Origin of the sequence: Telmatocola sphagniphila (genome assembly GCF_018398935.1) — a bacterium.
Classification (GTDB): Bacteria; Planctomycetota; Planctomycetia; order Gemmatales; family Gemmataceae; genus Telmatocola; species Telmatocola sphagniphila.
Genome location: NZ_CP074694.1, coordinates 1699795 through 1722399, shown reverse-complemented (window position 1 = coordinate 1722399; position 22605 = coordinate 1699795). Strand labels below are relative to the sequence as shown.

At 53.5% G+C, this 22605-nt stretch carries 13 protein-coding genes and 1 riboswitch; of the genes, 8 read left to right on the top strand and 5 right to left on the bottom strand.

Going from position 1 to position 22605, the window contains the following annotated elements:
- Positions 1-16 precede the first annotated feature (16 nt).
- The 7 genes from KIH39_RS06975 (at position 17) to KIH39_RS06945 (ending at position 12194) form a co-directional block, all read left to right on the top strand.
- A complete protein-coding gene (locus tag KIH39_RS06975) occupies positions 17-4297 on the top strand; it encodes a PAS domain S-box protein (RefSeq protein WP_213498558.1) in 4281 nt (1426 codons plus the stop codon).
- Positions 4298-4380: 83 nt separating this feature from the next.
- The gene (gene purM, locus KIH39_RS06970) at positions 4381-5448 is read left to right on the top strand and encodes a phosphoribosylformylglycinamidine cyclo-ligase (protein ID WP_213498557.1); all 1068 of its coding nucleotides are present in this window, start codon (positions 4381-4383) and stop codon (positions 5446-5448) included.
- Entirely contained in the window at positions 5448-6632 is a 1185-nt protein-coding gene (locus KIH39_RS06965) for an MFS transporter (RefSeq protein ID WP_213498556.1), read from the top strand. The genes purM and KIH39_RS06965 overlap by 1 nt, the downstream gene beginning before the upstream one ends.
- Before the next feature lie 45 nt (positions 6633-6677).
- Positions 6678-7097 (top strand): DUF6559 family protein, encoded by a 420-nt coding sequence (locus KIH39_RS06960; protein ID WP_213498555.1) that lies wholly within the window; start codon positions 6678-6680, stop codon positions 7095-7097.
- A gap of 79 nt (positions 7098-7176) precedes the next feature.
- Positions 7177-8265, top strand: a complete 1089-nt coding sequence (locus tag KIH39_RS06955; protein ID WP_213498554.1) for a DUF1501 domain-containing protein — start codon at positions 7177-7179, stop codon at positions 8263-8265.
- A 345-nt stretch (positions 8266-8610) separates the two neighbouring features.
- Positions 8611-10836: a DUF1549 and DUF1553 domain-containing protein gene (locus tag KIH39_RS06950; RefSeq protein ID WP_213498553.1), complete on the top strand. Its 2226-nt coding sequence runs from the start codon at positions 8611-8613 to the stop codon at positions 10834-10836.
- Between the two features lie 77 nt (positions 10837-10913).
- Positions 10914-12194 carry a DUF1501 domain-containing protein gene (locus tag KIH39_RS06945; protein WP_246539578.1) on the top strand — a complete coding sequence of 427 codons (1281 nt, stop codon included), beginning with the start codon at positions 10914-10916 and terminating at the stop codon, positions 12192-12194.
- A gap of 4 nt (positions 12195-12198) precedes the next feature.
- Here the strand turns inward: KIH39_RS06945 and KIH39_RS06940 are convergent, their stop codons facing one another.
- The 5 genes from KIH39_RS06940 to KIH39_RS06920 form a co-directional block, all read right to left on the bottom strand.
- Positions 12199-13536 carry a phenylacetate--CoA ligase family protein gene (locus KIH39_RS06940; protein WP_213498551.1) on the bottom strand — a complete coding sequence of 446 codons (1338 nt, stop codon included), beginning with the start codon at positions 13534-13536 and terminating at the stop codon, positions 12199-12201.
- 4 nt (positions 13537-13540) lie between these two features.
- Positions 13541-14485, bottom strand: a complete 945-nt coding sequence (locus KIH39_RS06935) for an NAD-dependent epimerase/dehydratase family protein (RefSeq protein ID WP_213498550.1) — start codon at positions 14483-14485, stop codon at positions 13541-13543.
- An 84-nt stretch (positions 14486-14569) separates the two neighbouring features.
- The gene (locus KIH39_RS06930) at positions 14570-16762 is read right to left on the bottom strand and encodes a carbon starvation CstA family protein (RefSeq protein ID WP_213498549.1); all 2193 of its coding nucleotides are present in this window, start codon (positions 16760-16762) and stop codon (positions 14570-14572) included.
- Positions 16763-16846: 84 nt separating this feature from the next.
- Positions 16847-19666, bottom strand: a complete 2820-nt coding sequence (locus KIH39_RS06925; protein ID WP_246539576.1) for a proton/sodium-translocating pyrophosphatase — start codon at positions 19664-19666, stop codon at positions 16847-16849.
- A gap of 137 nt (positions 19667-19803) precedes the next feature.
- Complete coding sequence (locus tag KIH39_RS06920) at positions 19804-20706, bottom strand: aminotransferase class IV (RefSeq protein ID WP_213498547.1); 903 nt, start codon at positions 20704-20706, stop codon at positions 19804-19806.
- Between the two features lie 381 nt (positions 20707-21087).
- A riboswitch (TPP riboswitch) is annotated at positions 21088-21182 on the top strand.
- Positions 21183-21224: 42 nt separating this feature from the next.
- Between KIH39_RS06920 and thiC the strand changes: the two genes are divergently transcribed.
- The gene (gene thiC / locus KIH39_RS06915; RefSeq protein WP_213498546.1) at positions 21225-22565 is read left to right on the top strand and encodes a phosphomethylpyrimidine synthase ThiC; all 1341 of its coding nucleotides are present in this window, start codon (positions 21225-21227) and stop codon (positions 22563-22565) included.
- Positions 22566-22605 lie beyond the last annotated feature (40 nt).

Below are 22605 nucleotides of genomic sequence, written 5' to 3'. Positions count from 1 at the left end.
CTAAAGGGAAGTCCCAATGAGTCCTACGAGGCTGGCATGCTTCGTTATTGCTGCCTGGTGTATCAGTTGGGGGTTAGGCTCAGCATCTGAACCGCTTGTCAGGGCTCAGGGTACAACGACTCTGCCTGCCGCCAAACAGGTCCCTATAGATACCGCCAGCTTTAAACGAATCGAGGCTATCTATCTCTTCCGCCAGCGGAATCCTCGCATCCATTTCGCGCTAGATTCCGTGACGAAAAAGGTCATTGCCTTTCACATTCCCAAAACGGACTTCCCGGCGAACCCCGGCGATCGCATTCTGCTGCAGTTGCCTTCAGAAACGAAACCTGGCTGGAAAGTGCACGAGGTGAGTTTGCCGAAAGTGATTGGTACGACCACCCTTCCGTCGCCAGAGCAGGTTGAAATTCAGGACATTAGTTCCGCAAAAGTCTCTGAGGTCTGGGCGAAAACGATGGGTTTCGTGACGGCCGTACGATTTCTCCCCAGGCGCGATGTGCTGGAAATCGAACTCCATGCCTCCAAGCCGATCCTCCTGCATCTGGATGTGGAAAATACTAATTCGATACAACCGTGGGAAAATCGCTTTCTTTACAAATACGTAACGGTGACTGGTTGTGCCGTACCCTGGATAGGGCCCACTCATCGCGACACCCCTTGCATCAAAATAGGCTCCGAGAACAATCTCAGGACCGTATCGAATGAGAATCTCTTCGAAGGTCCCAGCGTACCGATCGAAGAGACGGTGACTCCGAAATACCGAAATCGGATAGTGAAAATCGAGGGGATCGTTCTCGAACCGAAAATGCATGAGGTGAAAATATCGGATAATTCCACTGAACTTGCATTAGCGATCAGCAATGCAACGATAGCCCCGAACGATTATCTGGAAGTTTTAGGGGTAGGTTCCCTGGAAAAGGGGCAGCGCAGTTTTACGCCGATTGCCTACCGAGCCTTCGAACAAGACAATGGAAAACGAGATAAGCGGATACTCCTGGAGGCCGGGGAGCTCAAAAAGTTTTCCCCCAAAGAACTGACGGATCAAACTTCCGTGCGATTCTTCGGACGAGTCACCGCAGTGATTCCCTCGCTTTCAGGTTTTTTCATGGAAGATTCTACGGGGGGCTGTTTCGTCTCCTGCCTGAAGAGCAATCTTCCGAAGGTGGGAGTTGAGGTACAGGTTCGTGGACATACCGAGCAGAAACTGGGGGTGCCATTCGTTCGAGCGATAAAGCCCGAACTCCTGGCGAAAGATCTTCAATTACCCTGCATGACGCTAACGAGTTCGGAATGGCTGAATTCCAGTTACGAAGGACGGCGGGTAGAGCTTCAAGGCGTTGTGCGATCCATCACTCCGCGTCGAAAATCGGGCGCCATCGTCTGGCGGATTGCTCGGGCTAATGAGATTCTGCTTTTTCACACTTCGGATTCCTCATCGATCGATTACGTCGACACTCAAAAATATCTGGGCACGACTATTCGCCTGAAAGGGGTGTTTTCCCAACTTCCCATCAGTGATTCCTCCGATGCGGAAAAGCACATTTGGGCTTCGGACGGAACGGACGACGTCACCATTCTCCAAAAATCCGAAGATGAAAAAATCTCCAATCTCGGGGACCTTAAAACGCTCGCTAATGCTCATTATTCCCGGAACGAACAAATTTTCGTCGAAGTATCGGGCCACATCATTGGCTTCGGGGAACAGAACAGCGTTTACATCGAAGACGAGCAGGGCGGAATTCGCGTCGATTTGCCCGATTTCCCCGATATGCAGTTAGGTAACCGAATCACAGTTTCCGGACTCTATTCCCCGGGAAAAAATGAGTTTGAACGGGCCTATCTCAAAGAAGCCCGGGTTATTCAGACGAATACCGATATCCGGCGTACCTGGCCGCCCAAAAATCTGGATAATCCGGAGGATTCGCAGTTCAACGACCGGCTGGTAACCGGTTCCGGTGTGGTTCAGGAATGTCTGCACTACCCCGGGTATCACGTCCTGGTGGTGAGTTCGCACGGACGCACCTATTTCCTGCGCATTCTCGACGCCGCCCTCTCCGACTCTCAGAGGGAGAGTCTGGTTCCCGATATGTACATCAATTTCACCGGGATCTACACTCCGGAATTCGATGAACGGTCTGGAAAATCGCAGGAGGTGATCCGCCTTCGTTTGTTGCAGGATATTGTAACGCTGCACATTCCACCGCGCTGGCGAACCCTCCACACCGTCATTCTCGGTTGCATCATCGGCTTGATCTGCTGCTTGCTGCTGATTTGGGGTTGGGTCGCGAATCTCCGGTTACGTGATTCCCAAACGATCATTCTCCAGCAGAAACACCGCGAGGAGCAACTCGAAGAAAAATATCGGGAACTCTTCGAAAACGCCAATGACTTCATGTTTACGCTAGATATCAACGGTCGAATCACTTCGATCAATAATGCCGGCGAAAGGCTGATGGGCTACGCCCGCGGCGAGCTTCTGGGCCGCTCTCTGACAGATTTCGTCGCTTCGGATGATCGAAACACCGTCGAGAGTATGATCGAATCGGACGAGCCGGTCACGTATGAAATCGTCTTGTTCAATCAGTCCCTCAAAGAACTCTGTCTGGAAATCAGTTCGCGTCCGGTCGTCGATTCCGAAAACGTTGCGATTCATATTGTCGGGATCGGTCGAGACATCACGCGGCGAAAATTGGCCGAGTGGGAACTCAAACGCGCTTTCCGCGTGCTTCGCTCCCACATTGAAAACTCACCGCTGGGCATCATCGAATGGGATCGTGGTTTCCGGGTCACCCGCTGGTCCCGCCAGGCAGAAGTGATATTTGGATGGCGAGCGGAAGAAGTGCTGTTCCGGCACCCGAGCGAATGGAATTTCATTCACGAAGAGGACTCGGCCGCGGTGGAGAAAGTGATTGCCGCGCTCCTGAATAAGGCGAATCGCAATTACTCTTTCAATAGGAACTACAACAAGTCCGGGAATATCGTTTACTGCGAATGGTACAATTCGGCGTTGGTGGATGAGAAGGGCGAACTCGTCTCCGTGCTGTCCCTGGTCCTCGATGTGACTCCTCGCGTTGAAGGGGAAGAGGAGCGGCGAAAGCTCGAAGAAAACATCAAGCAGGTCCAGAAGATGGAAGCCGTCGGTCGTCTGGCCGGAGGTGTGGCCCACGATTTCAATAATTTGCTGACCATCATCAACGGTAACAGTCACATGCTTCTAGCAGAACGGCTGCCGCGGGATCATTTCGATCTGGTTTCCCAGATCCGACAGGCCGGGGAAAAGGCCGCCGGGCTGACCCGTCAACTTCTGGCCTTTGGTCGCAAGCAGATTTCCGCGCCCAAGGAAGTCGACCTTAACTATATTCTGCGCGATCTCCACGACATGTTGAAGCGCATGGCCGGCGAGCACGTGCAGGTGATTTACGATCTGCAAAGTTCGTTGCCGCTGGTCCTGATCGATCCCACTATGATGGAACAGATCGTCTACAATCTGATCGTCAATGCCCGGGACGCCATGCCCACCGGAGGAAAAATCCAAATCCGCTCCCGGGCTATCCGGGAATCGCACGTGGTTCGACTGGAGTTCGAAGACACCGGCACCGGGATGGACGAAAAAACCAAAGCCAAGATCTTCGAACCCTTCTTTACCACCAAAGCCATGGGCAAGGGCACCGGACTGGGGCTGGCGACTGTCTATAGCGTCGTGCAGCAGGCTAACGGCATCATCGACGTAAGCAGTACGCCAGGCGTGGGAACGACCTTCCGGGTCGACCTGCCAATCTCTTCCTCGCGAATAGCACCAGAGTCGAGCTTGAAGCCCCTAGCCCCCCAGGTCGTCGAAACGCCTCCCCCGTCCAAAGCTTCTACGATCGTGCAGCCGATTCAACCGCCGGCGGCAGTTTCTGACAATCCCGAGCAACATAGGGATACGGTCCTGCTCGTGGAAGACGAGGATGGCCTCCGCCTGTTAGCTCGCCGGGTTCTGGAAATGAATGGATATCGCGTGATACCCGCCGCCGACGGTAACGAAGCCCTGGAAATTTATCGAAAGAAGGAATTCGGGCATATCGATCTATTGATTACCGATGTCATGATGCCGGGAATCAGCGGCGTGCAACTGGTCGAACAATTGCGTACCGAGGAATCGGATATGCGAGTTATCTTCATGTCGGGCTACACCGACGACGAAGTCATCCACCAGGGGGTGATGATGGAAGAAGTTCAATTTTTACAAAAGCCGTTCACCCCGCCGGTTTTCATGGCCAAAGTTCGCAAAGTGATGTCTCTGGAAACTTCCGCGTGAACCGCGGGCGTTCTATGTGGCGGATGAGGGATCGAAATCGTAGCATTCCCTAAAAGATTTCGAACTTTCAGTCAGCGGTGCATATGCCAGAGTGGACATACGAGAAAGCCGGTTTGAACCTCGATACCTACGAGAAAACTCTCGAAGGTATTGCTCCTCTGATGCGGCGGACGCACGACCGCCTGCATGTTCTGGATGGCTTCGGGGGATTTGCCTCTCTGTTCATGCTGGATTACGACCGCTTTCTTTTTTCGCGGAAGTATCGCAAACCCGTCATCATCACCTGCACCGACGGTGTTGGCAGTAAGCTGAAAATCGCTTCCCTTACTAAGAAATACGATACTGTCGGCATCGATCTGGTGGCCATGTCGGTGAACGATTGTCTCTGCACGGGGGGCGAACCGCTGGTCTTCCTCGATTATCTGGCCATGCCCAAGGACGACCCAGAACTGACCCGCCAGCTGATGGAAGGCATGGTCGAAGGGTGCCTTCAAGCCGAATGTTCCCTCACGGGCGGCGAAACGGCTATTCTTCCGGAGTTCTATCAGCCGGAAGATTTCGACATGGCCGGCTTCTGCGTCGGGGTCGTCGAAAAAGACAGCATTATCGATGGGAAAGCGGTTCAAGTCGGGGACACCGTCATCGGCCTGGCTTCCACCGGCATTCATTCCAATGGGTATAGCCTCGTTCGCAAAATTGTCTTCGAGCATGCGAAACTGACCGTGAATGATCGAATAGAAGAGTTGGGCAAAACCGTTGGGGAGGAGTTGCTCACACCGACGCGCATTTATGTCAAGGCGGTCAAGAGTGTGATTCAGCATTATCCCTTCAAAAAGAAGGTAGTGCGCGGTTTGGCTCACATCACTGGTGGCGGTCTGGTCGACAACGTGCCCCGAGTGTTACCTCCCGGTCGGCGCGTGGAAATTCAACGCGGTAGCTGGCCGGTTCCTCCGGTTTTCCATTGGTTGCAAAAACTCGGTGAGATTCCGCAGCCAGAAGTCGATCGCGTTTTCAATCAGGGGATCGGCTTTGTCATGATCGTCGCGCCTCATTTTGCGAACAGCATCATCCACCAACTGGCCGATAAGAAAGTGCCCAGTTATATCATCGGGAAAGTGAAAGCGGGCGATCCCGGAGTGGACATGGTTTGATGCCTTCGCCGTTTCGATCGCTCCGTCATCGCAATTACCGCCTCTATTTTTTCGGTCAGGGCTTCAGCCTGATCGGAAGCTGGATGCAAACCACCACGCTCGCCTGGCTGGCCTGGGATTGGACCAAAGAGGCCCGCTGGCCTGCTTTTTTGCTGGTCGCCCAAATTGCCCCGACATTGTTTTTGGCCTCCTGGGCAGGAAATCTCGCCGATCGGCTGCCGAGGCACAAACTCATTTTGCGTACCCAATGTGCGTTTTTACTTTCTGCCTCCTTGATGACCCTTCTCATCACCTTAAACCTGGTGAACATCGTCTCTCTTCTCGCTCTCTCCGTCCTGCACGGCTGCATTCAGGCGATCGATCTGCCGGTTCGACTTACCTTCGTTCCCAGCTTGGTGGAGAAGGAAGATATCCTAAATACCGTGGCATTGAATTCGATGCAGTTCAACGTGGCTCGAGCAATCGGGCCCGCGCTGGCCGGGGTGTTGCTCTCTTCTTTTTCGCCGGGAATTTGCCTTCTCGGCAATACCTTGAGCTATCTGGCGGTGATTATTTCCCTGCTTCGCATGCGAGATCTCAAACCGGAATTCCCGAAACAGAAATCGGAGCGAGACTTGCAAAGCGGCTGGTCTTATTTGAAAGCCTACCCGCAAATTCGTCAGCTTTTAATTCTGTCCGGGGCGGTTTCGATCTGCGGTTGGCCCCTGCTGTCGCTGCTGACGGCCTACGTTGAAAGAAATCTCGGTTTGAAAGAACAGGCCTACGGCTGGCTCCTCAGTTCTGTAGGAGGCGGCGCCATCCTGGCCGCGCTGAACGTCGCCAGTTTCGGGACCAGCAAGCGACGGCGTCAATTTCTCCGGTTCGGAACCCTCTGCGTTTCCTTGGGACTGTTTATTCTGGGAAGCACTCAGGAGTTTGCCTGGGCGTCGCTCGGCTGTGGATTATTCGGCTTCGGAATGATTTCTTTTTTGGCCACCGGTCAGGGCTACGTGCAACTTTCGGTGGAAGATTCGCATCGCGGGAAGGTGATGGGTGTCTGGGCCATGATGGTTGCCTGCGGAGTGCCGGCCGGTAACCTGATCTGGGGACCGCTCGCCGACCTTCATGGCATCACGCCGATTATTCTGGGTCAGGCCAGTTTAATGGCTCTGATTGCCCTCATCCTCTTTCGCTTGCGTGTTTGAGTTGAATATAATAGTGGGAGGCCAGATTCTTAAAGAGGCGGGATTATGAAGGACTTGAATTTGAAAGTCTCAGCGCCGGAGTACTGCACTACGCTATTGAATGATCAGAAGAAAGCGGCCCTGCGAGATTACTTGAAAATGGCTCCTTCCCTTCGGGGGTCGAATGGCAAAAAATCTCCTTACGGTGCGGAGGAAGTGCACCTGGAAGTGCGCCGGCACGGCCTGTCTCTGGAATACATCACTTTTGCTTATGCGATTTACTGCACCCCGGAAATCTTCCGGCAGATACATACTGTACTGGGACACTCCCCGAGTTATATCGCTCTTCGTGGGGTGGTTGCCTCCGAATTTTTTCAGGGGGATGTCCACTTTGATGCCCTGAGCTTTACCGATACGGCTGAAATGGGAGCCGCTGTCTTTGGTACCCCCGCCGACGTGAATATTACCGGAATCCTCGGTTCGTAACGGGAAAAATTTGTTTCCTGAATTCCCGCCGAACGATTAGAATCGCCCTCAGTCAATTTGCTCATCGTCGGAGAGGCACATGCAGACAGCGTATCCACAGAGTGCGGGAACCAACCGGCGGGACTTTTTGCAATTGGGCGCGGCCGCTGCTTTGGGCCTGACGCTTCCGCTTCAGAGCCAGGCTCGTAGCGCACCGAATCGGAACAATATTCAAGGCATCATGATCGTACTGCTGGGCGGGCCGAGTCCCCTGGATACCTGGGATCCCAAGCCAAACGCTCCTTCGGAAATTCGCGGGCCATTTCGACCGATCACAACGCGAATACCAGGAATGCAGCTTAGCGAACTCTTCCCTTTAATGGCCCGGCAAGCCGATAAATTCACTCTGATTCGAAGCCTCCATAGCGACTTGCCCGCAGTTCACGAAGCAGGCTTGCAGCAGATTCAAACCGGGCGATCTTACTCGGCCTCCGCTTCCCCTCCGCACTTAGGCAATTGGATCGCTTCACAAAAAGATGGACCGACGAGCCGCGAGCGGCATGTGATTCTCGGCAACCGTCTCGGCTGGAATGGCTGTTCGATGCCTCATGGGCAGGAAGAAAGTCTGATACTCTCGAACTCGGACGATGATCTCAGTTCCGAATCGGAACGAATCCGCGAGAGATACGGACGAAATCCTTTTGGAAATAATTGCCTGCGAGCCCGGCGGTTGATCGAAGCGGGAACGCGATTTGTCACCCTCAATATGTTCGAATCGGTTTACGACGCCAAAACCTGGGACATCCACGGAACCCGGCCATTTACAACGTTCCGGGAAATGGCCCGTTACGTGGCGCCGATGTTCGATCTTGCCTATTCGGCCTTGTTGTCCGATTTGGCCGAACGCGGGCTTCTGCAATCAACTTTGGTCTCCGCTCTGGGGGAATTTGGACGTTCCCCGAAGATTAATCCCTTCGGTGGCCGCGACCATCATGGGGGAGTTTGGACAGTGCTGATGGCCGGCGGCGGCATCCCGGGCGGCGGCATCATCGGGGCTTCCGATGAGATCGGGTATTCACCTAAGGAAACTCCCGTGACGCCGTCCGATTTGTTCGCTACACAGTGCCAGGTTTTTGGTGTACCGATTCCCTCGGGGCTCGCAGCTACCGTTGTGGAAGATTTGCTTTAACAAATTGGGAGTTCAGCGCGAGAGAAAATCTTTCTCGCAGTCTCGCTGAACTCAATATAGCAGACGATCTGAAACTTCAGGCCGGAACTCATTCCTTTCGTTTCGACTTAAATCGCATTCAGTAAATGCTTTGTGAAAGTCTCCGGTGCTGGTTTGGCATCAGTGCCCATCGGACGTAGGGAGCTTCGATAGTACCACTTGGACTTGATGATACCGGGACAAGCGGAAGTCTGCTCCGGCGAACAATGTGAGAGTTTCGATTGCAATCCCACCTCGAATCCGGCATAATTCTGTTACCTACCTTGTTATTGCTTTTTCCAGTTTCTCTTCGCGGATGTGCTGAAGATGTCGAACCGGTTCCGACTGCTATTCTGGATTTTTGCCATACCGGCGATATTGCTGCTGCCGTCTGTAATTCGTGCGGAGGGACCCGTTTCCTTTCAGCGAGATGTGATGGCGTTGCTGGCTCGCGCGGGTTGCAATCAGGGCGCCTGCCATGGCAATTTAAACGGGAAGGGCGGTTTCAAATTATCTCTGCGCGGCGAAGATCCCGATTTCGATTACAACGTGATGACGCGCGATTTCTCTGCCCGACGTTTAGATCCGCAGAAACCGGCGGAAAGTCTGTTTCTTCGCAAAGCCGCGGGATTGGTTAGCCATGAAGGCGGGCCGCGCTTCTCCAAAGATTCCCGAGAGTACCAACTGATTTTCGATTGGATCGCGGCCGGGATGCCGCGAGATCCTGAAACTCTGCCGAAGCTTACCCAGTTGGAAGTGGAACCCAAAGCGAGGATTCTCGATTCGAATCAAGATCGTTTTCGCATCCAGGCCACCGCGATTTTCGCGGATGGAACCCGACGCGATGTGACTAATCTCTGTGCTCTCGAATCGACCAATCCGACACTGGTCGCCCTGCAACCCGATGGCGAAGTCCGGCGGCTTCTCTTTGGCGAAACCAATATCCTGGTTCGCTATCTGAATCGAACCGTGGCGGTTCCCGTCGCCTTCCTTCCCGAGCGAAAGGGATTCCACGCCGTACAAACGATGAGTTCCAATCCGGTCGATCGGCATCTTTTTCCTCAATGGGTGAATCTGAAAATCCAGCCATCGGAAAAATCGAATGATAGTATGTTCCTGCGTCGGGTTTACCTGGATGTTCTGGGACGGCTGCCGACCGCCGAGGAAGCCCGGGATTTTCTCAACGACCCGACCACGGAAAAAAGATCGGTTCTCATCGACAAGCTTCTTCAACGGCCCGAATTCGCCGATTTCTGGGCGTTGAAATGGTCAGATTTGCTTCGAAATGAGGAGAAATCGCTCGATTCCAAGGGCGTGCGCATTTTCCATCAATGGATACGCGAGGCCATTCAAAATGATCGCCCCATGAATGAGTTCGCCCGGGAACTCGTTTCGGCCCGGGGGAGTTCTTATTCGAATCCGCCCACGAATCTTTACCGTGCTTTGCGCGAACCCTATGCCCGGGCGGAATCGATAGCACAGGTCTTCCTGGGAGTGCGCCTGCAATGCGCGAAGTGCCACAATCATCCTTTCGATATCTGGACGCAGGATGACTATCACCGTTTCGCAGCCCTTTTCGCACAAATCGATTATCGCATTCTGGCCAATAAGCGGGCTGATGATCTGGACAAGCATGAATTCAATGGCGAACAAGTCATCTTTCTGATGCCAGGCAAGGAATTATCGCATCCTCGCACTAAACAACCTCTACAGCCCCGCTTATTGGGCTCCCAGGAACTTTTGCCGTATCAGTCGGATAGAACTGCCGAGCTGGCGAATTGGATCGCTCAGCCAGATAATCCTTTTTTCGCAAAGGCCCAAGTCAATCGCATCTGGTACCACCTGTTCGGTCGGGGAATCGTTGAACCGAACGACGATTTTCGACTTTCCAATCCTCCCAGCAATCCGGAACTGCTCGAGGAATTGGCAGACCGCTTCAAAAAGGATCACTTCAATCTTCGGGCCATGCTGCGATTGATTTTGAACTCGGAAACTTACCAACTTTCGTCCATCCCGAACGAGACGAATGCTGAAGATGAACTGCACTTTTCCAAATCGGCCGCACTGCCTTTGGAGGCCGAGCAATTGGTGGATGCAATGCTACAGGTCAGCGGTTCAAAAATGAAATTCAACGGCTATCCCAGCGGTACTCGCGCGGTGCAGATGGCCGCACCTCTGCATACTGGCCGTCGCAGTAGTGGCCTGGGCGAAAAGTTCATGAAGGTATTCGGCAAACCGGAAAGACTACTCACTTGTGAGTGCGAACGTTCGGAGGACGCGGGCTTATTGCAATCCCTGCAGATGATCAACGGGGAAATTGTGCAGTCCTTGATCTCCGATAAGAATAATGTCCTGAAGAAGTATCTGCAGCCCGGACAGAAAAACGAAACGATCGTGGAAGAGTTGTTTCTATCCGGGTACGGCCGCCTACCGAATCCGAAAGAGAAAGAGTTCTTCACGCAAAAGCTGGAGACGGCGAAAGATCGTCGTGTCGCTCTGGAGGACCTTCTCTGGGGGATTCTCAATTCCAAAGAATTTCTGATTAGAAGGTGATGGGCATGGGAATCGAACATATACCGCTCTCTCGCCGAAAATTGCTTCAAGTTGGCGCTTTGGGCATGAGCAGCTTAATGCTACCACCTGCTCTATTGCAGGCGAGCTCAAATAAAGCAAAAGCCAAGTCGGTCATTCTGCTCTATCAATGGGGCGGACCTTCCCAGTTCGAAACTTTCGATATGAAGCCGGATGCTCCCGCGGAAATTCGGGGCACCTTTAAACCGATTTCGACAAAAGTGCCCGGTATCTCCGTCTGCGAAATGCTGCCACGGATGACCAATATTATCGATCAGTGCGTACTTGTGAAATCGGTTCAGCACACCATGAAGAATCACAACTCGGCGGGCTATTACAGCCTGACTGGGTTCGCTCCGCCGACCGACGATCAAAGGCTTCGTGACTCCCCCGAACTGGCCCCGGCATTCGGCTGCGTCGTCGACAAATTCAGCCAAGCCCGGCCCGGCGTTCCGACGTTCGTTTCCTACCCTTACAGCATCTCGGATGGTTCGATCACTCCCGGGCAGCACGCCAGCTTCCTGGGCAAAGTCCACAATCCCTTCTTTTTCACGGAAGATCCTGCTGGGAAAGAGTTTAAACTCCCCGAATTGACGCTTCCAGGGAATATCAGTTCCCAAAGGCTCGAAGATCGTAAAGAGATGCTGAAGATGCTCGATCAACAGTCGAGAGTTTTAGAGCAGCACGCTCTGGCCAAAGGAATGGACGAATCGTTTCAGCGGGCCGTCTCGCTGCTTACTTCCAAGGAATTAAAAGAAGCATTCGATCTGTCGAAGGAGAAAAAAAAGGTCCGCGCCCAATATGGCGAGACGACCTACGGACAGGGTTGCTTGCTGGCCCGACGGCTGGTGCAGGCCGGGGTCAAATTCGTAACTGTTTATATTTCACCGTACATCAGCGGTGAATGGGGCTGGGACACCCACGGTTTTCAGAATCAACCGATGGATCCCATTTTGAAAAAACGATTGCTCCCAATTACCAATCAGACGCTGCCGACGTTGCTGGAAGATCTGAAAGAGCGCGGCATGCTGGAAGAAACCCTGGTACTCTGGATGGGAGAGTTCGGTCGCACCCCGAAGATCAATAATATCGCGGGTCGCGATCACTGGCCGGAATGCTATACCGTTCTGATGGCGGGCGGCGGCCTCAAAAAGGGCTACGTGCACGGAAGTTCCGACAAGAACGGGGCTTTCCCCGCCTCGGGAGCCTGCCGCATAGAAGATATCTCGGCCACCATGTACGAACTTCTGGGAATCGATCCAAATTCCGAAATGATCGACAAACTGAATCGGCCCTTACCGATCAGCCGGGGCAAGCCGATTCGAGAGATAATCGCATAAAGAATCAGGCGGCCAGGTTCCGCAGATAATCCTGAGCCATTTTCGAAACGCAGAAGCGGAATTTGCCGCTTGGCTCGGAGGCGATGCTTTCGACGAATTCGACTTCAAAGTGAATCCCACTCCCAAACAAGTTTCCTGCCAATTCGATTAGCGAGCCTTGGAGATCAAAACGTTTACTAGCCTCCAGAGGAACCACTTGAAAACGAATCAAATTTCGCGATTCCTGTATGATCTGGATCTGTTCAAGGCCCGGAAGCTGGAGAATGAAGTTCTCCGTGAGCGAGATCCCCGAGAGTAAGCGATCATCCGCAGTCAGAATGAAATCCGCTTCGCGCCCGGCCAACTGGCCAAGAGTAGGAAGCCCTCGTCCGCAGGTGCAGGGTTTCGCTGCCGATTCCACGGCATCCCCAATTTGGTAGCGGATTAGCGGCATTGCCCGATTCAGTAGATCGGTCAGGAGAATTTTCCCGTCGATCACCTCCAGAAGCACCGATTCCGCCGCGATGTGCATGCCCCCTTTTTCACACTGGCATGCGATCAAACTGGTCTCTTCACAACCGTAACGATCCGTGATGCGATATTGAAAAACCTCTTCGATCACCACCCGCTGAAAACCGTGTAAAGGCATGGCCGAGGAGATGATTCCCCTCGCGGGTTGAACCGCCAGTCGATTTTTACGAGCGAATGATGCGAGCAGATAAAGCGAATGAGCATGGCCGAAGAGCAGGGCGGGGGCATGATGATTCCATTTGCGCAAAAAGTCCCTCAAGGAGGTAGAAGAGATCTCCAGCGTATTTAAATGGATGGCTCTGTCGACGGCGATTGTTCGTAATCTGCCTTTAAAACCACTCTCTCGATGTTCGGGCAGACCCCACAACTTCGCTATCGGTTGGCCGTAGCGCCAACCCGACCACTCATTCGCTCGCCGAGTAATGGCATGCTTGGTGGTCATGGCCGAATCGTCCAGAAAAATTTCCAGTGGCCGTCCGGTCGAACCCGAAGTCCTCTTGGTGTGCAATAGTCCAGACTGGTGCGGGTTTCGAAGGGTTTGGTAGTGTTCTTTCAGCTTCGATTTGGAAAGAATCGGCAGTTGCTGAAGATCGGAAAGTTGGTGCAAATCCTCGGGATGAAAATCGATCTTTCCAAAGACTTCCCGATAGTAGGGCGTTTGCTCATAAGCGATGCGAACGATATCTCGCGCCGCCTGCAATTGCTGCCGAGCAATCTCCGCAGGCGGTCGCCATTGGTTCTCTTCGAGAGATTTCCTCTGAGAGCGAAATCCCGATTGGCTCAGGATCTCTCGAATCGGTTCGTAGCCATGCCTAAGCAGCAGTTCCCACATAGGTCTACGCGGCAAGTCTGCGACCGAAGTTGCGGTGCCATTCGATCTGAAGTTCCAGACCTTCTTCGACGCCAATCTTCGGCGCCCAGCCAGTATGGCGTTGGAACTTGGTGATGTCGGCCCCCGTGTGTTTCTGATCGCCGTTGCGCTCTGGCTTACGTTCGATCCGGGCCTTTTTGCCGGTCAGTTTTTCGATTTTGCGAATCACATCGGAGACGCTGATGATTTCGCCACCACCAATATTAAAAGTCTCCCCAGTTACGGTGCTCATGCCTCGATAGGTAGCTTCCACGCAATCGGAGATATAGGTATTGCCGCGCATCTGCGATCCATCTCCCGTCAGCTGAATCGGTTGATCGTTCAGCACGGCCTGGATGAATTTGTGATAACCCATATCTGGTCGTTGCCGAGGCCCAAAGACCGAAAAATAGCGAAGTACAACCGTAGGGACGTCGAACTCTTCCAGATAGACCCGACAAAGGTTCTCACCCGCCAGTTTGGTGATCCCGTAGGGGGAGCTGGGCCGCAAGGGTAGCGATTCATCACCCGATGCATACTTGCCGTAGACCGAAGAAGTCGAGGCATACACCAGCCGTTGCAGGGTAGGATGGCCCTTCAGCTGATCGAGTAATCGCGAAGTGGCCGTGAGATTACAGCGATTGTATTCGTCGAAGTGAGTCCAGCTTTTCACCAGTCCTGGCATGGCGGCCAGATGAAAAACAATCTCGACGCCTGTTAAAGCGTTGGACAAATCATCGCGAGATAGATCTTTTTCGAGGAATTTGAATCCGCGCTTCCCGTGCAGATGCGTGAGATTCGCATCCTTGAAGGTTCGGTCGTAATAATTCGTGAAACAATCGACCCCGGTAACCCGGTGGCCTTCTTTTAGCAATCTCTCGCAGAGATGCGAGCCAATGAAACCCGCTGCACCGGTGACCAAACATTCCATGGCGTCCTGCCTCGTGACTGATTACTCCAGGAATGAAAATACCATCTTCCCGGGTCAACACAATCCAACTTACCAGGAAAATACTCAGGAAATCTCTTTCTTCTTTGATCCCAGGCGCAAAACCACGATCCAGCGTGAAATGCAAGTCAGCAACATGGAGGAGACAAGTAAGATGATGAAGATGGTTAAACCCATGTTAAGGGCATTCGTGCTCACCTTTGTCCCCAGCTGAATATTCGCATATTGTGCTTGAACCATGAGTTTGCCCGCAGTGAGGGTGGTCGTCGTGACAAATAACATCGGCAGAATGGTCACCCAGGCATACTTGGCTTTACCGTGCTGGATCAGATAAGTCGAAACGAGCGATAACGCCAGCACGGAAAGAAGCTGATTGGCAATACCGAACATCGGCCAGATGGTCGAAATCTGACCCGTAGCAACCAGGCTTCCCCAACCCGCCGTGACAAGGAAGGTCGCGAGGCACGCCCCGATAATCGAGTTCGGCGAAGCCAGACTGGGAATCACTTTCCCAAGCGCCTCCTGGAAAAGATATCGGGCGATCCGCGTTCCCGCATCAATTGTCGTCAGAATGAACAAGGCCTCGAACATAATGGCGAAATGGTACCAGTATTTCATCCAGGAACTGACTTCGATATCCAACCAGCGGAAGGCATCGGTGAGAATCGTGGCCATACTGACGGCCAGAGTGACTGCTCCCCCGGTTCTACCCCGCAAGGATTCCCCGCCAACACTCTCTTCGATTTGCCCGAGATCGAGTTGATGCAATTCGCGCACGCCCACGGTATGCATGGGGTCGCGCGTACCCATATAGTCTTTGAGTTCTTCCAACTGTTTCTGATATTTGGGAGCCAGTTCCACATCGACGTTAATCGCATAGTAAAGATCAGGCGGCATCGAAGCGGCAGCAATCAAGGCCACTACCCCCACCAAGCCCTCCATGAGCATCGCCCCATAACCGATGCATCGGCAATCGGATTCCTTATCGATCATCTTCGGCGTAGTTCCGGAAGCGACCAGCGAATGGAAACCGGAGATGGCCCCGCACATCACGCAGATGAAAACGAAGGGGAAAATGCCGCCAACCGGGAAGGTCGGTCCCCCATTCTGAAAGACCGGATTGATCGGCGGATGTTCCAACGGGGGATTAGCTACGATTACCCCCACGATCAGCAGAAACAGCGTTCCAATTTTCATGAAGCTGGAGAGATAATCGCGCGGCGTCAGCAATAACCAGATGGGCAGCACTGCGGCGATGAACCCATAGATACAGAGGGCCAGAATCGTCCCGTTGCGCGAAAGCGAGAAATACGGTTCCAGCGAACTCCCCGGGATCCAGGCCCCGGCCACGACTGCGCCCAGTACGAGCAAACCGCCGATGCAGGAGGCTTCGAAAATGCGCTCCTTGCGAATGCGATACATCCATAATCCGACGAAGAGCGCAATCGGAATCGTACAGGCGATCGTGAAGGTTCCCCAACTGCTTCCTTTGATGATCTGACTGCACTTGGCGGGCAGAGTAATCGTGGGATCCGTCGGACGAATCTCGCTATCGACAGGTGCCCCGATCTCAAAAGCTTCCGAACGAACAGTCGGCTTATCGGTCGGGGAATACTTGATTTCGCAACCCGGTCCGAACTTCAAAATCTTGTGTGTAGACAAATCTTCCAGTGCCACGACCTGGCCAGCGGGCGGCGTGATGGTCATCCCGGAAGGGAGTTTGCCTTCTTCACCACCGAGAGCTTTTACGATGATAATAGCCAGGCCAGCGAGAGCCACAATTACGATCAGCAGAATTGCAATCGTAGTCAGAATCGAAGCCCGAGTACCCAGTTCCTGCTTGGCAATCTCCGCCAGAGATCGGCCGCCGGTTCTCACCGAAACCGCCAGCACCATCATATCCTGCACGGCACCCGCCAGACAGACCCCGACAATCAGCCACAGAAGTCCCGGGGCATAACCGTACTGCATGGCCAGAACGGGGCCGATCAACGGACCGGCGCCGGAAATGGCCGCGAAATGATGGCCGAAAAGCACCCAGCGATTGGTGGGATAGTAGTTGGAGCCGTCGCTCATTTTGTGGGCGGGCGTAATGCGAGAATCGTCGAAGGCCGCCACCTTGGCGGCAAGGAAGGCACTGTAGTAACGGTAGGCTATGGCGAGAATACCGAGAACAGCCAGCATGACGGGCATTGCTCGGAGCAACACCCGGCCACTCGATTCATCGGTTATCGTGAGCAGATTGGCCAATAGTATCATCGGAGATTCCGTCCGGCGATGCGGGAGTGATCGCCCCGAAGAAAACTTTAGCGACTTGGATGGTCAATGCCATCCTCCTGAAAGTTATTTCGCAGAGGTCAGTTTGGAGGCGAGTTCTCGTTCGTGGTCGGCATCCATCTCCCGCATCTCCTCCGTGTCCCGTTTCGATTGCCACCAGGCCCAGGAAATGGCCAATAACGCGACACCAATGACAATCCAGCCGGTCGCGACATCCTTGCTGGTTCCATCCTTCACATTGTAAAGCATGACCAGGGGCAGAATCAGAAGGCTCACCATGTTCATGACTTTAATCAGCGGGTTAATGGCCGGTCCCGCGGTATCCTTAAGAGGATCGCCCACCGTATCACCGGTGACGCTCGCCTTGTGAAGTTCAGAACCCTTCCCGGAAATATCGGTGCGAGGTTGATCTTCGATCATTTTCTTGGCATTGTCCCAGGCTCCCCCGGAAGTGGTCATGAAAACGCCAAGCAGCTGACCCACTACGATCATGCCCGCGAGGAAACCGCCTAACGCAAATGGCCCGAGGAGGAAGCCCACGAAAAGAGGAGTGCAAATGGCCAGAAGGCCAGGGCCTATCAGTTCGCGCTGGGCCGTCCCGGTGCAGATATCGACTACTCGACCGTAGTCGGGTCGCTTATGCCCACTCCAAATTTCCTGGTCCTTGAACTGACGGCGGCACTCGTTGACGATCAGATAAGCCGCCCGGCCGACTGCTCGAATGGTCATGCTGCTGAATAGGAAAGGGACGCAACCGCCAATCAGCATGCCGATGAATACTTCCGGCGAGGCCACGGAAAGGCGACCTTGCTTAGCCATGAAATCCGCAGTGGTCAATTCGTTGATCGCCTCCTCAGACCCCTTCACCAGCACTGCAATAAAACTGGCGAACAGTGAAACAGCGGCGATAACCGCGGAACCGATAGCAATGCCCTTGGTAATCGCCTTGGTAGTATTTCCCGTGGCATCGAGATCGGTAAGAATTTGTCGAGCTTTGATGTATTCCGCTTCGGGGATGTAATCGGGATCGGTAGGCGTCAGAGGCTTGTTCTGGGAATCGCGATTGAATCCCATTTCACCGATGCCGTTGGCATTGTCGGAAACCGGACCGAAGACGTCCATGCTCAAAGTGTCGCCGGTTAGAGCCAGCATGCCGATCCCGCACAGGGAAACCCCGAAGGCGATGAAGATCGGACTATGGGTATCCTGATAAATAAACACGGCCGCGTAGATGGCACTGGCGATGAGAATCACCGCCCAGACAGTACTTTCATAGCCGACCGCAATCCCCTGAATAATATTCGTGGCGTGACCCGTGCGCGAGCTTTTCACTATGGAACCGACCGGACTGTAGTCGGTGCTGGTCCAATATTCCGTGCAACGCATCAGAGCCAAAGTCAAAACGATACCGATCAGGGCGGCCCAGATCGGACGCATATCCCAGCCGATTTTTACAGGCACTAGTGCTCGGGCGGCTTCCAGCAGCGAGCCCGATTTTTGCAAATCTTTATCGCCTTTGTTCTTGGACGGATCATCGTAAAGCACGTTGGCTTGAGCGAGATTCTCCTGCTCCACGGGCGATAGGCTGCTCCAGATCTGATTGAGGTGATGGCCGTCTTTCATAGCTTCGTTGCTCAGCGGCAACTTCGCGTTGGGATCGCTCAAGCTGATCTGCAGTTTGGGTTTCACACCCTCCTGCAGGGCTATACCACGTTCCAGCGCCTGTCCGATCACATACTGTTCGTCAAATCGCAAAAAAGCCGAACCGACGGCTACGAAACCGATCACGCTAAGCACCGCCCCGAGCCGGAAGCTCATATTGATGGCCTGCATAGCCCCAGTGGAGCCTTTGGAAGGCTCCTTCTTACCGACGATGGAAGTGCTGATCATGCTCGCCAGTACACCAATCGCCAGAAGCAGCATCGGCAGCAGCATGGCCTTGGGCCCGATCGCCGCGTAACCCAGAATCATCGCGGCGACCATGGTGACCGTGTAGCTTTCAAAAACGTCCGCGGCCATCCCGGCACAATCGCCGACGTTGTCGCCGACGTTGTCTGCAATAGTCGCGGCGTTTCTCGGATCGTCTTCCGGGATATTCGCTTCAATTTTTCCTACCAGATCGGCTCCCACATCGGCAGCTTTCGTGTAAATTCCCCCGCCAACACGCATGAATAAAGCGAGTAAGGAACCACCGAAGGCGAAGCCTAAGAGCGTCTGATAGGCTTTTTCTCCCACGACGAGAACAATTACCGATCCCCCCAGCAGGCCGAGGCCGGTGGTCATCATTCCCGTCACGGTGCCCGTCTGGTAGCCCAGTTTCATGGCCGGAGAAAATCCTTTGCGAGCGGCCTGAGCTACCCGCAGATTTCCAGTAGTGGCCAGTTTCATACCGAAGAAACCGACCATCGCCGAGAAAGTGGCCCCCACAAAGAACGCGATTCCCCGACTGATGGCAATAAATCGTTGTTCCTCGATGGGTTCACCCGCGACCGGGACAAATGGCCACTTGGCCAGGATCAGCACTCCGGTCAGCACAAATACCAAGCTGAAAACGACTCGAAACTGACGCTGGAGATAAGCCTTGGAGCCATCGCTGACCGCCTTGGCGATCTCCTGCATCTGCAGGGTTCCCTGATCGGCGGCGAAAACCTGTTTCGACAGAACGAAGGCATAAACCAGCGACAGAATGGAGACGATGAAAACGAATAACAGGCCGAGCTTATCGAACAGCCCGAAATGCACGGAGTCAGTCAGGAAGGAAAAGGGCTGCCAACTCGAGTTGGTTTCGCCACTCGATTGAGTCGTTTCCGGAGCTGCGCCCATCAGCAGCAAAATCACACATAGAAAGGCCAAGTGGTAGAGTGGGAGCGAGCGGAATCGACGCATAAAATTGTCGGTTAAACTCATGAGTTGTCCGTTGTCCTTAATTGGAGAGTGAAGGACATAAATCAAGGCGGCGCCGCCAAGCGAGGCCGACACAAGTATCAATGTACCAGAAGATTAGGTGTTTTTAGGTCCACAGTCTACATTCCTCTGAAATAGTCTTGGGAAAAATCGTAACCTAGTAACTTAGTCCAATCCTTCTGCAATTGTTTAGTTGTCGGGCCGGGGTTCTTGGGAATGAGAGTCTTGGAAATCGAGCGTACCGCGCAAACCCCAATTGAGGAACCAGTTAGAAACGCTTCATCCACATCTTCGAGAAGAGTCGAGAGGTGAATGTCTTCTTCGACGAATCGAATTTTCTGCCCGACGATCATTTCTTTGGTGATTTTCAGCCCGATGCTGTCGAGGATCTTTTCCGATTTCGGAAAGTGGATCGTCAGATTGCGAACGTAGCCGAAAGTCGCAATCGGAGTGTCATAGACGTGACCGTTCTCGTCAGTCAGCAAGGGCAGCGGGGACTCACCCACTGGAGCGGATTTTCGCACTTCGCGTTCGGCCAGCCACCAGTGAAAGCGACTGCGGTGCTTGATCTGAGGGGAAATAACACCCGCAGGTACGGGGGAGACTTCCGGAATCTCAAGATCGGCTCCGTGTTGAAAATAGGGACGGTAGCGTTCGAAGCGGAATCGATTCGAATACACCCCCCAGGTGGGTGCAGCTGATCTTTCTCGGGTGTCGCCCGGAGTGATAAAGAGATAGACCGCCAACTCTTCGCCCGATTTCAATTGGAGAGCGTTCTGTTCGACTAACTCTTCCAGCACGCTTTGAAGATGCTTTCGCTCCGGCAGAGGTTCGATGCCCGTGAGTTTGGCATTGCGATAGAAGCGATCCAGATGGTAACTCAAAAATCGCAATTGTTGCTGAAAGGTTCGCTGCGTTTCGACGAGAGTTGCGCCGAAAACAAAGCCGGCGTCGAATAGCGAGAGCGAGGCTTCCGAAATCGGCAGCCAGCGATCATTTATACAGGCCACAGGTTCTTGCATCGGAGTATTGTAATCATCGAACTGGAAGGGATTGAACTAAAATCGCTGATTTTCCTCGCGAAAAAACCTCTTTTCCCAACACCACAACCAGTTATCGCCCCGGTCAAAAATCGGGTATAATCAAATAGTCTTGAGTCTGATTTTTTGGTCGGCGTCTCATCCACCGAAAGATCAAAAACTCCCGAGAAATAGACTAAGGTCATCAAAATGCCAATTTCCACTATAGGAAATTTGATGATCTGATGACCTTTCCCTGGAAGGCATTACAAAATCTCCTCACGTTCACCTTCAATGCCATACTCCCCCGGCGAAATTCCTGTGCGAGACTTCCGCTCCAAACCGGTTCGAACCTTGTCCGCAACCTGAACTCGGCTATGATGTTGATAACGCTAGGGGTGCCCTTTTTTTGGGCTGAGAGCAAACCCTAAGTACCCGATCCGGCTAATACCGGCGTGGGGAAGCGTCGCATTTTTCGCGATTCTTTCCACTTCGATTAGCCAATTCCGCAGGAAAGTACAATGACGCAACTCGAATCGGCCCGCAAAGGCCAGATTACTCCCGAGATGGAATTCGTCGCCCGTCGCGAAGATCTCGAACCGGAACTGGTTCGCTCTGAAGTCGCGCGCGGCCGAATGGTCATCCCGGCCAATATCCACCACCTTTCCAAAAAGCTGGAACCGATGTGCATCGGGGTCGCTTCCAAATGCAAAATTAATGCGAACATCGGCAACTCGGCCGTCACGGGCAAAGTTGAAGACGAGCTCGAAAAACTTCACATGGCGGTCCACCTGGGGTCCGATACGGTGATGGATCTATCCACCGGCGGCAACATCGATGGCATCCGACAGGAGATCATTGAAGCTTCACCAGTCCCCATCGGTACAGTTCCCGTTTATCAGATCATTCAGAATGTCAAAGATCCGCTGGATATTACGCCGCGCATGCTTCTGGACATGGTCGAGCACCAGGCCAAGCAGGGCGTTGACTATATGACCATCCACGCGGGCGTGCTGATGCGTTATGTACCGATGGCTCGCAATCGCGTGACAGGAATCGTGAGCCGGGGCGGTTCACTAATGGCTGCCTGGATGGTCGCGCATCATCAGGAAAATCCGTGGTACACGCACTTCGATGAATTGTGCGAGATCATGAAGGCTTACGATGTAACCTTCAGCTTGGGCGATGGACTCCGACCTGGATGTCTGGCTGATGCCAACGACGAAGCCCAGTTCGCCGAGTTGAAAACTCTCGGCGAATTGACCCTGAAGGCTTGGGAGCACGGTTGCCAGGTGATGATTGAAGGACCAGGTCATATTCCGATGCACCTGGTCAAAATGAATGTCGAAAAGGAGCGCGAACTCTGTCATGAAGCCCCGTTCTATGTGCTCGGACCATTAGTCACGGATGTCGCTCCCGGTTATGACCACATTACCTCGGCCATTGGTGCGGCTTTGGCGGCCGAGGCCGGCGCGGCTATGCTTTGCTACGTGACACCCAAAGAACACCTCGGCTTGCCGAATAAGGACGATGTGCGTCAGGGTGTGATTGCTTACAAGATCGCCGCTCATGCCGGGGATATTGCACGCGGCCGGAAGGGAGCCCGCGATCGGGACGATGCACTGTCGAAAGCCCGCTTCGAGTTCGATTGGAACAAGCAGTTTGAGCTTTCTCTGGATCCGGAAACAGCCCGACGCATGCACGATGAAACTTTGCCCCAGGAAGTTTTCAAGAGTGCCAAGTTCTGTTCAATGTGCGGTCCGAAATTCTGTTCGATGCGGATTACGCAGGATCTGCGAAAATTCGGCGACGAGATGGAAGCGGCGGCCGCGGCTACCCGTCTGGATCTGGTTCAGAACTGATGACTCGGCGACTCGCCCGATTAAGATAAAGAAAAAATTC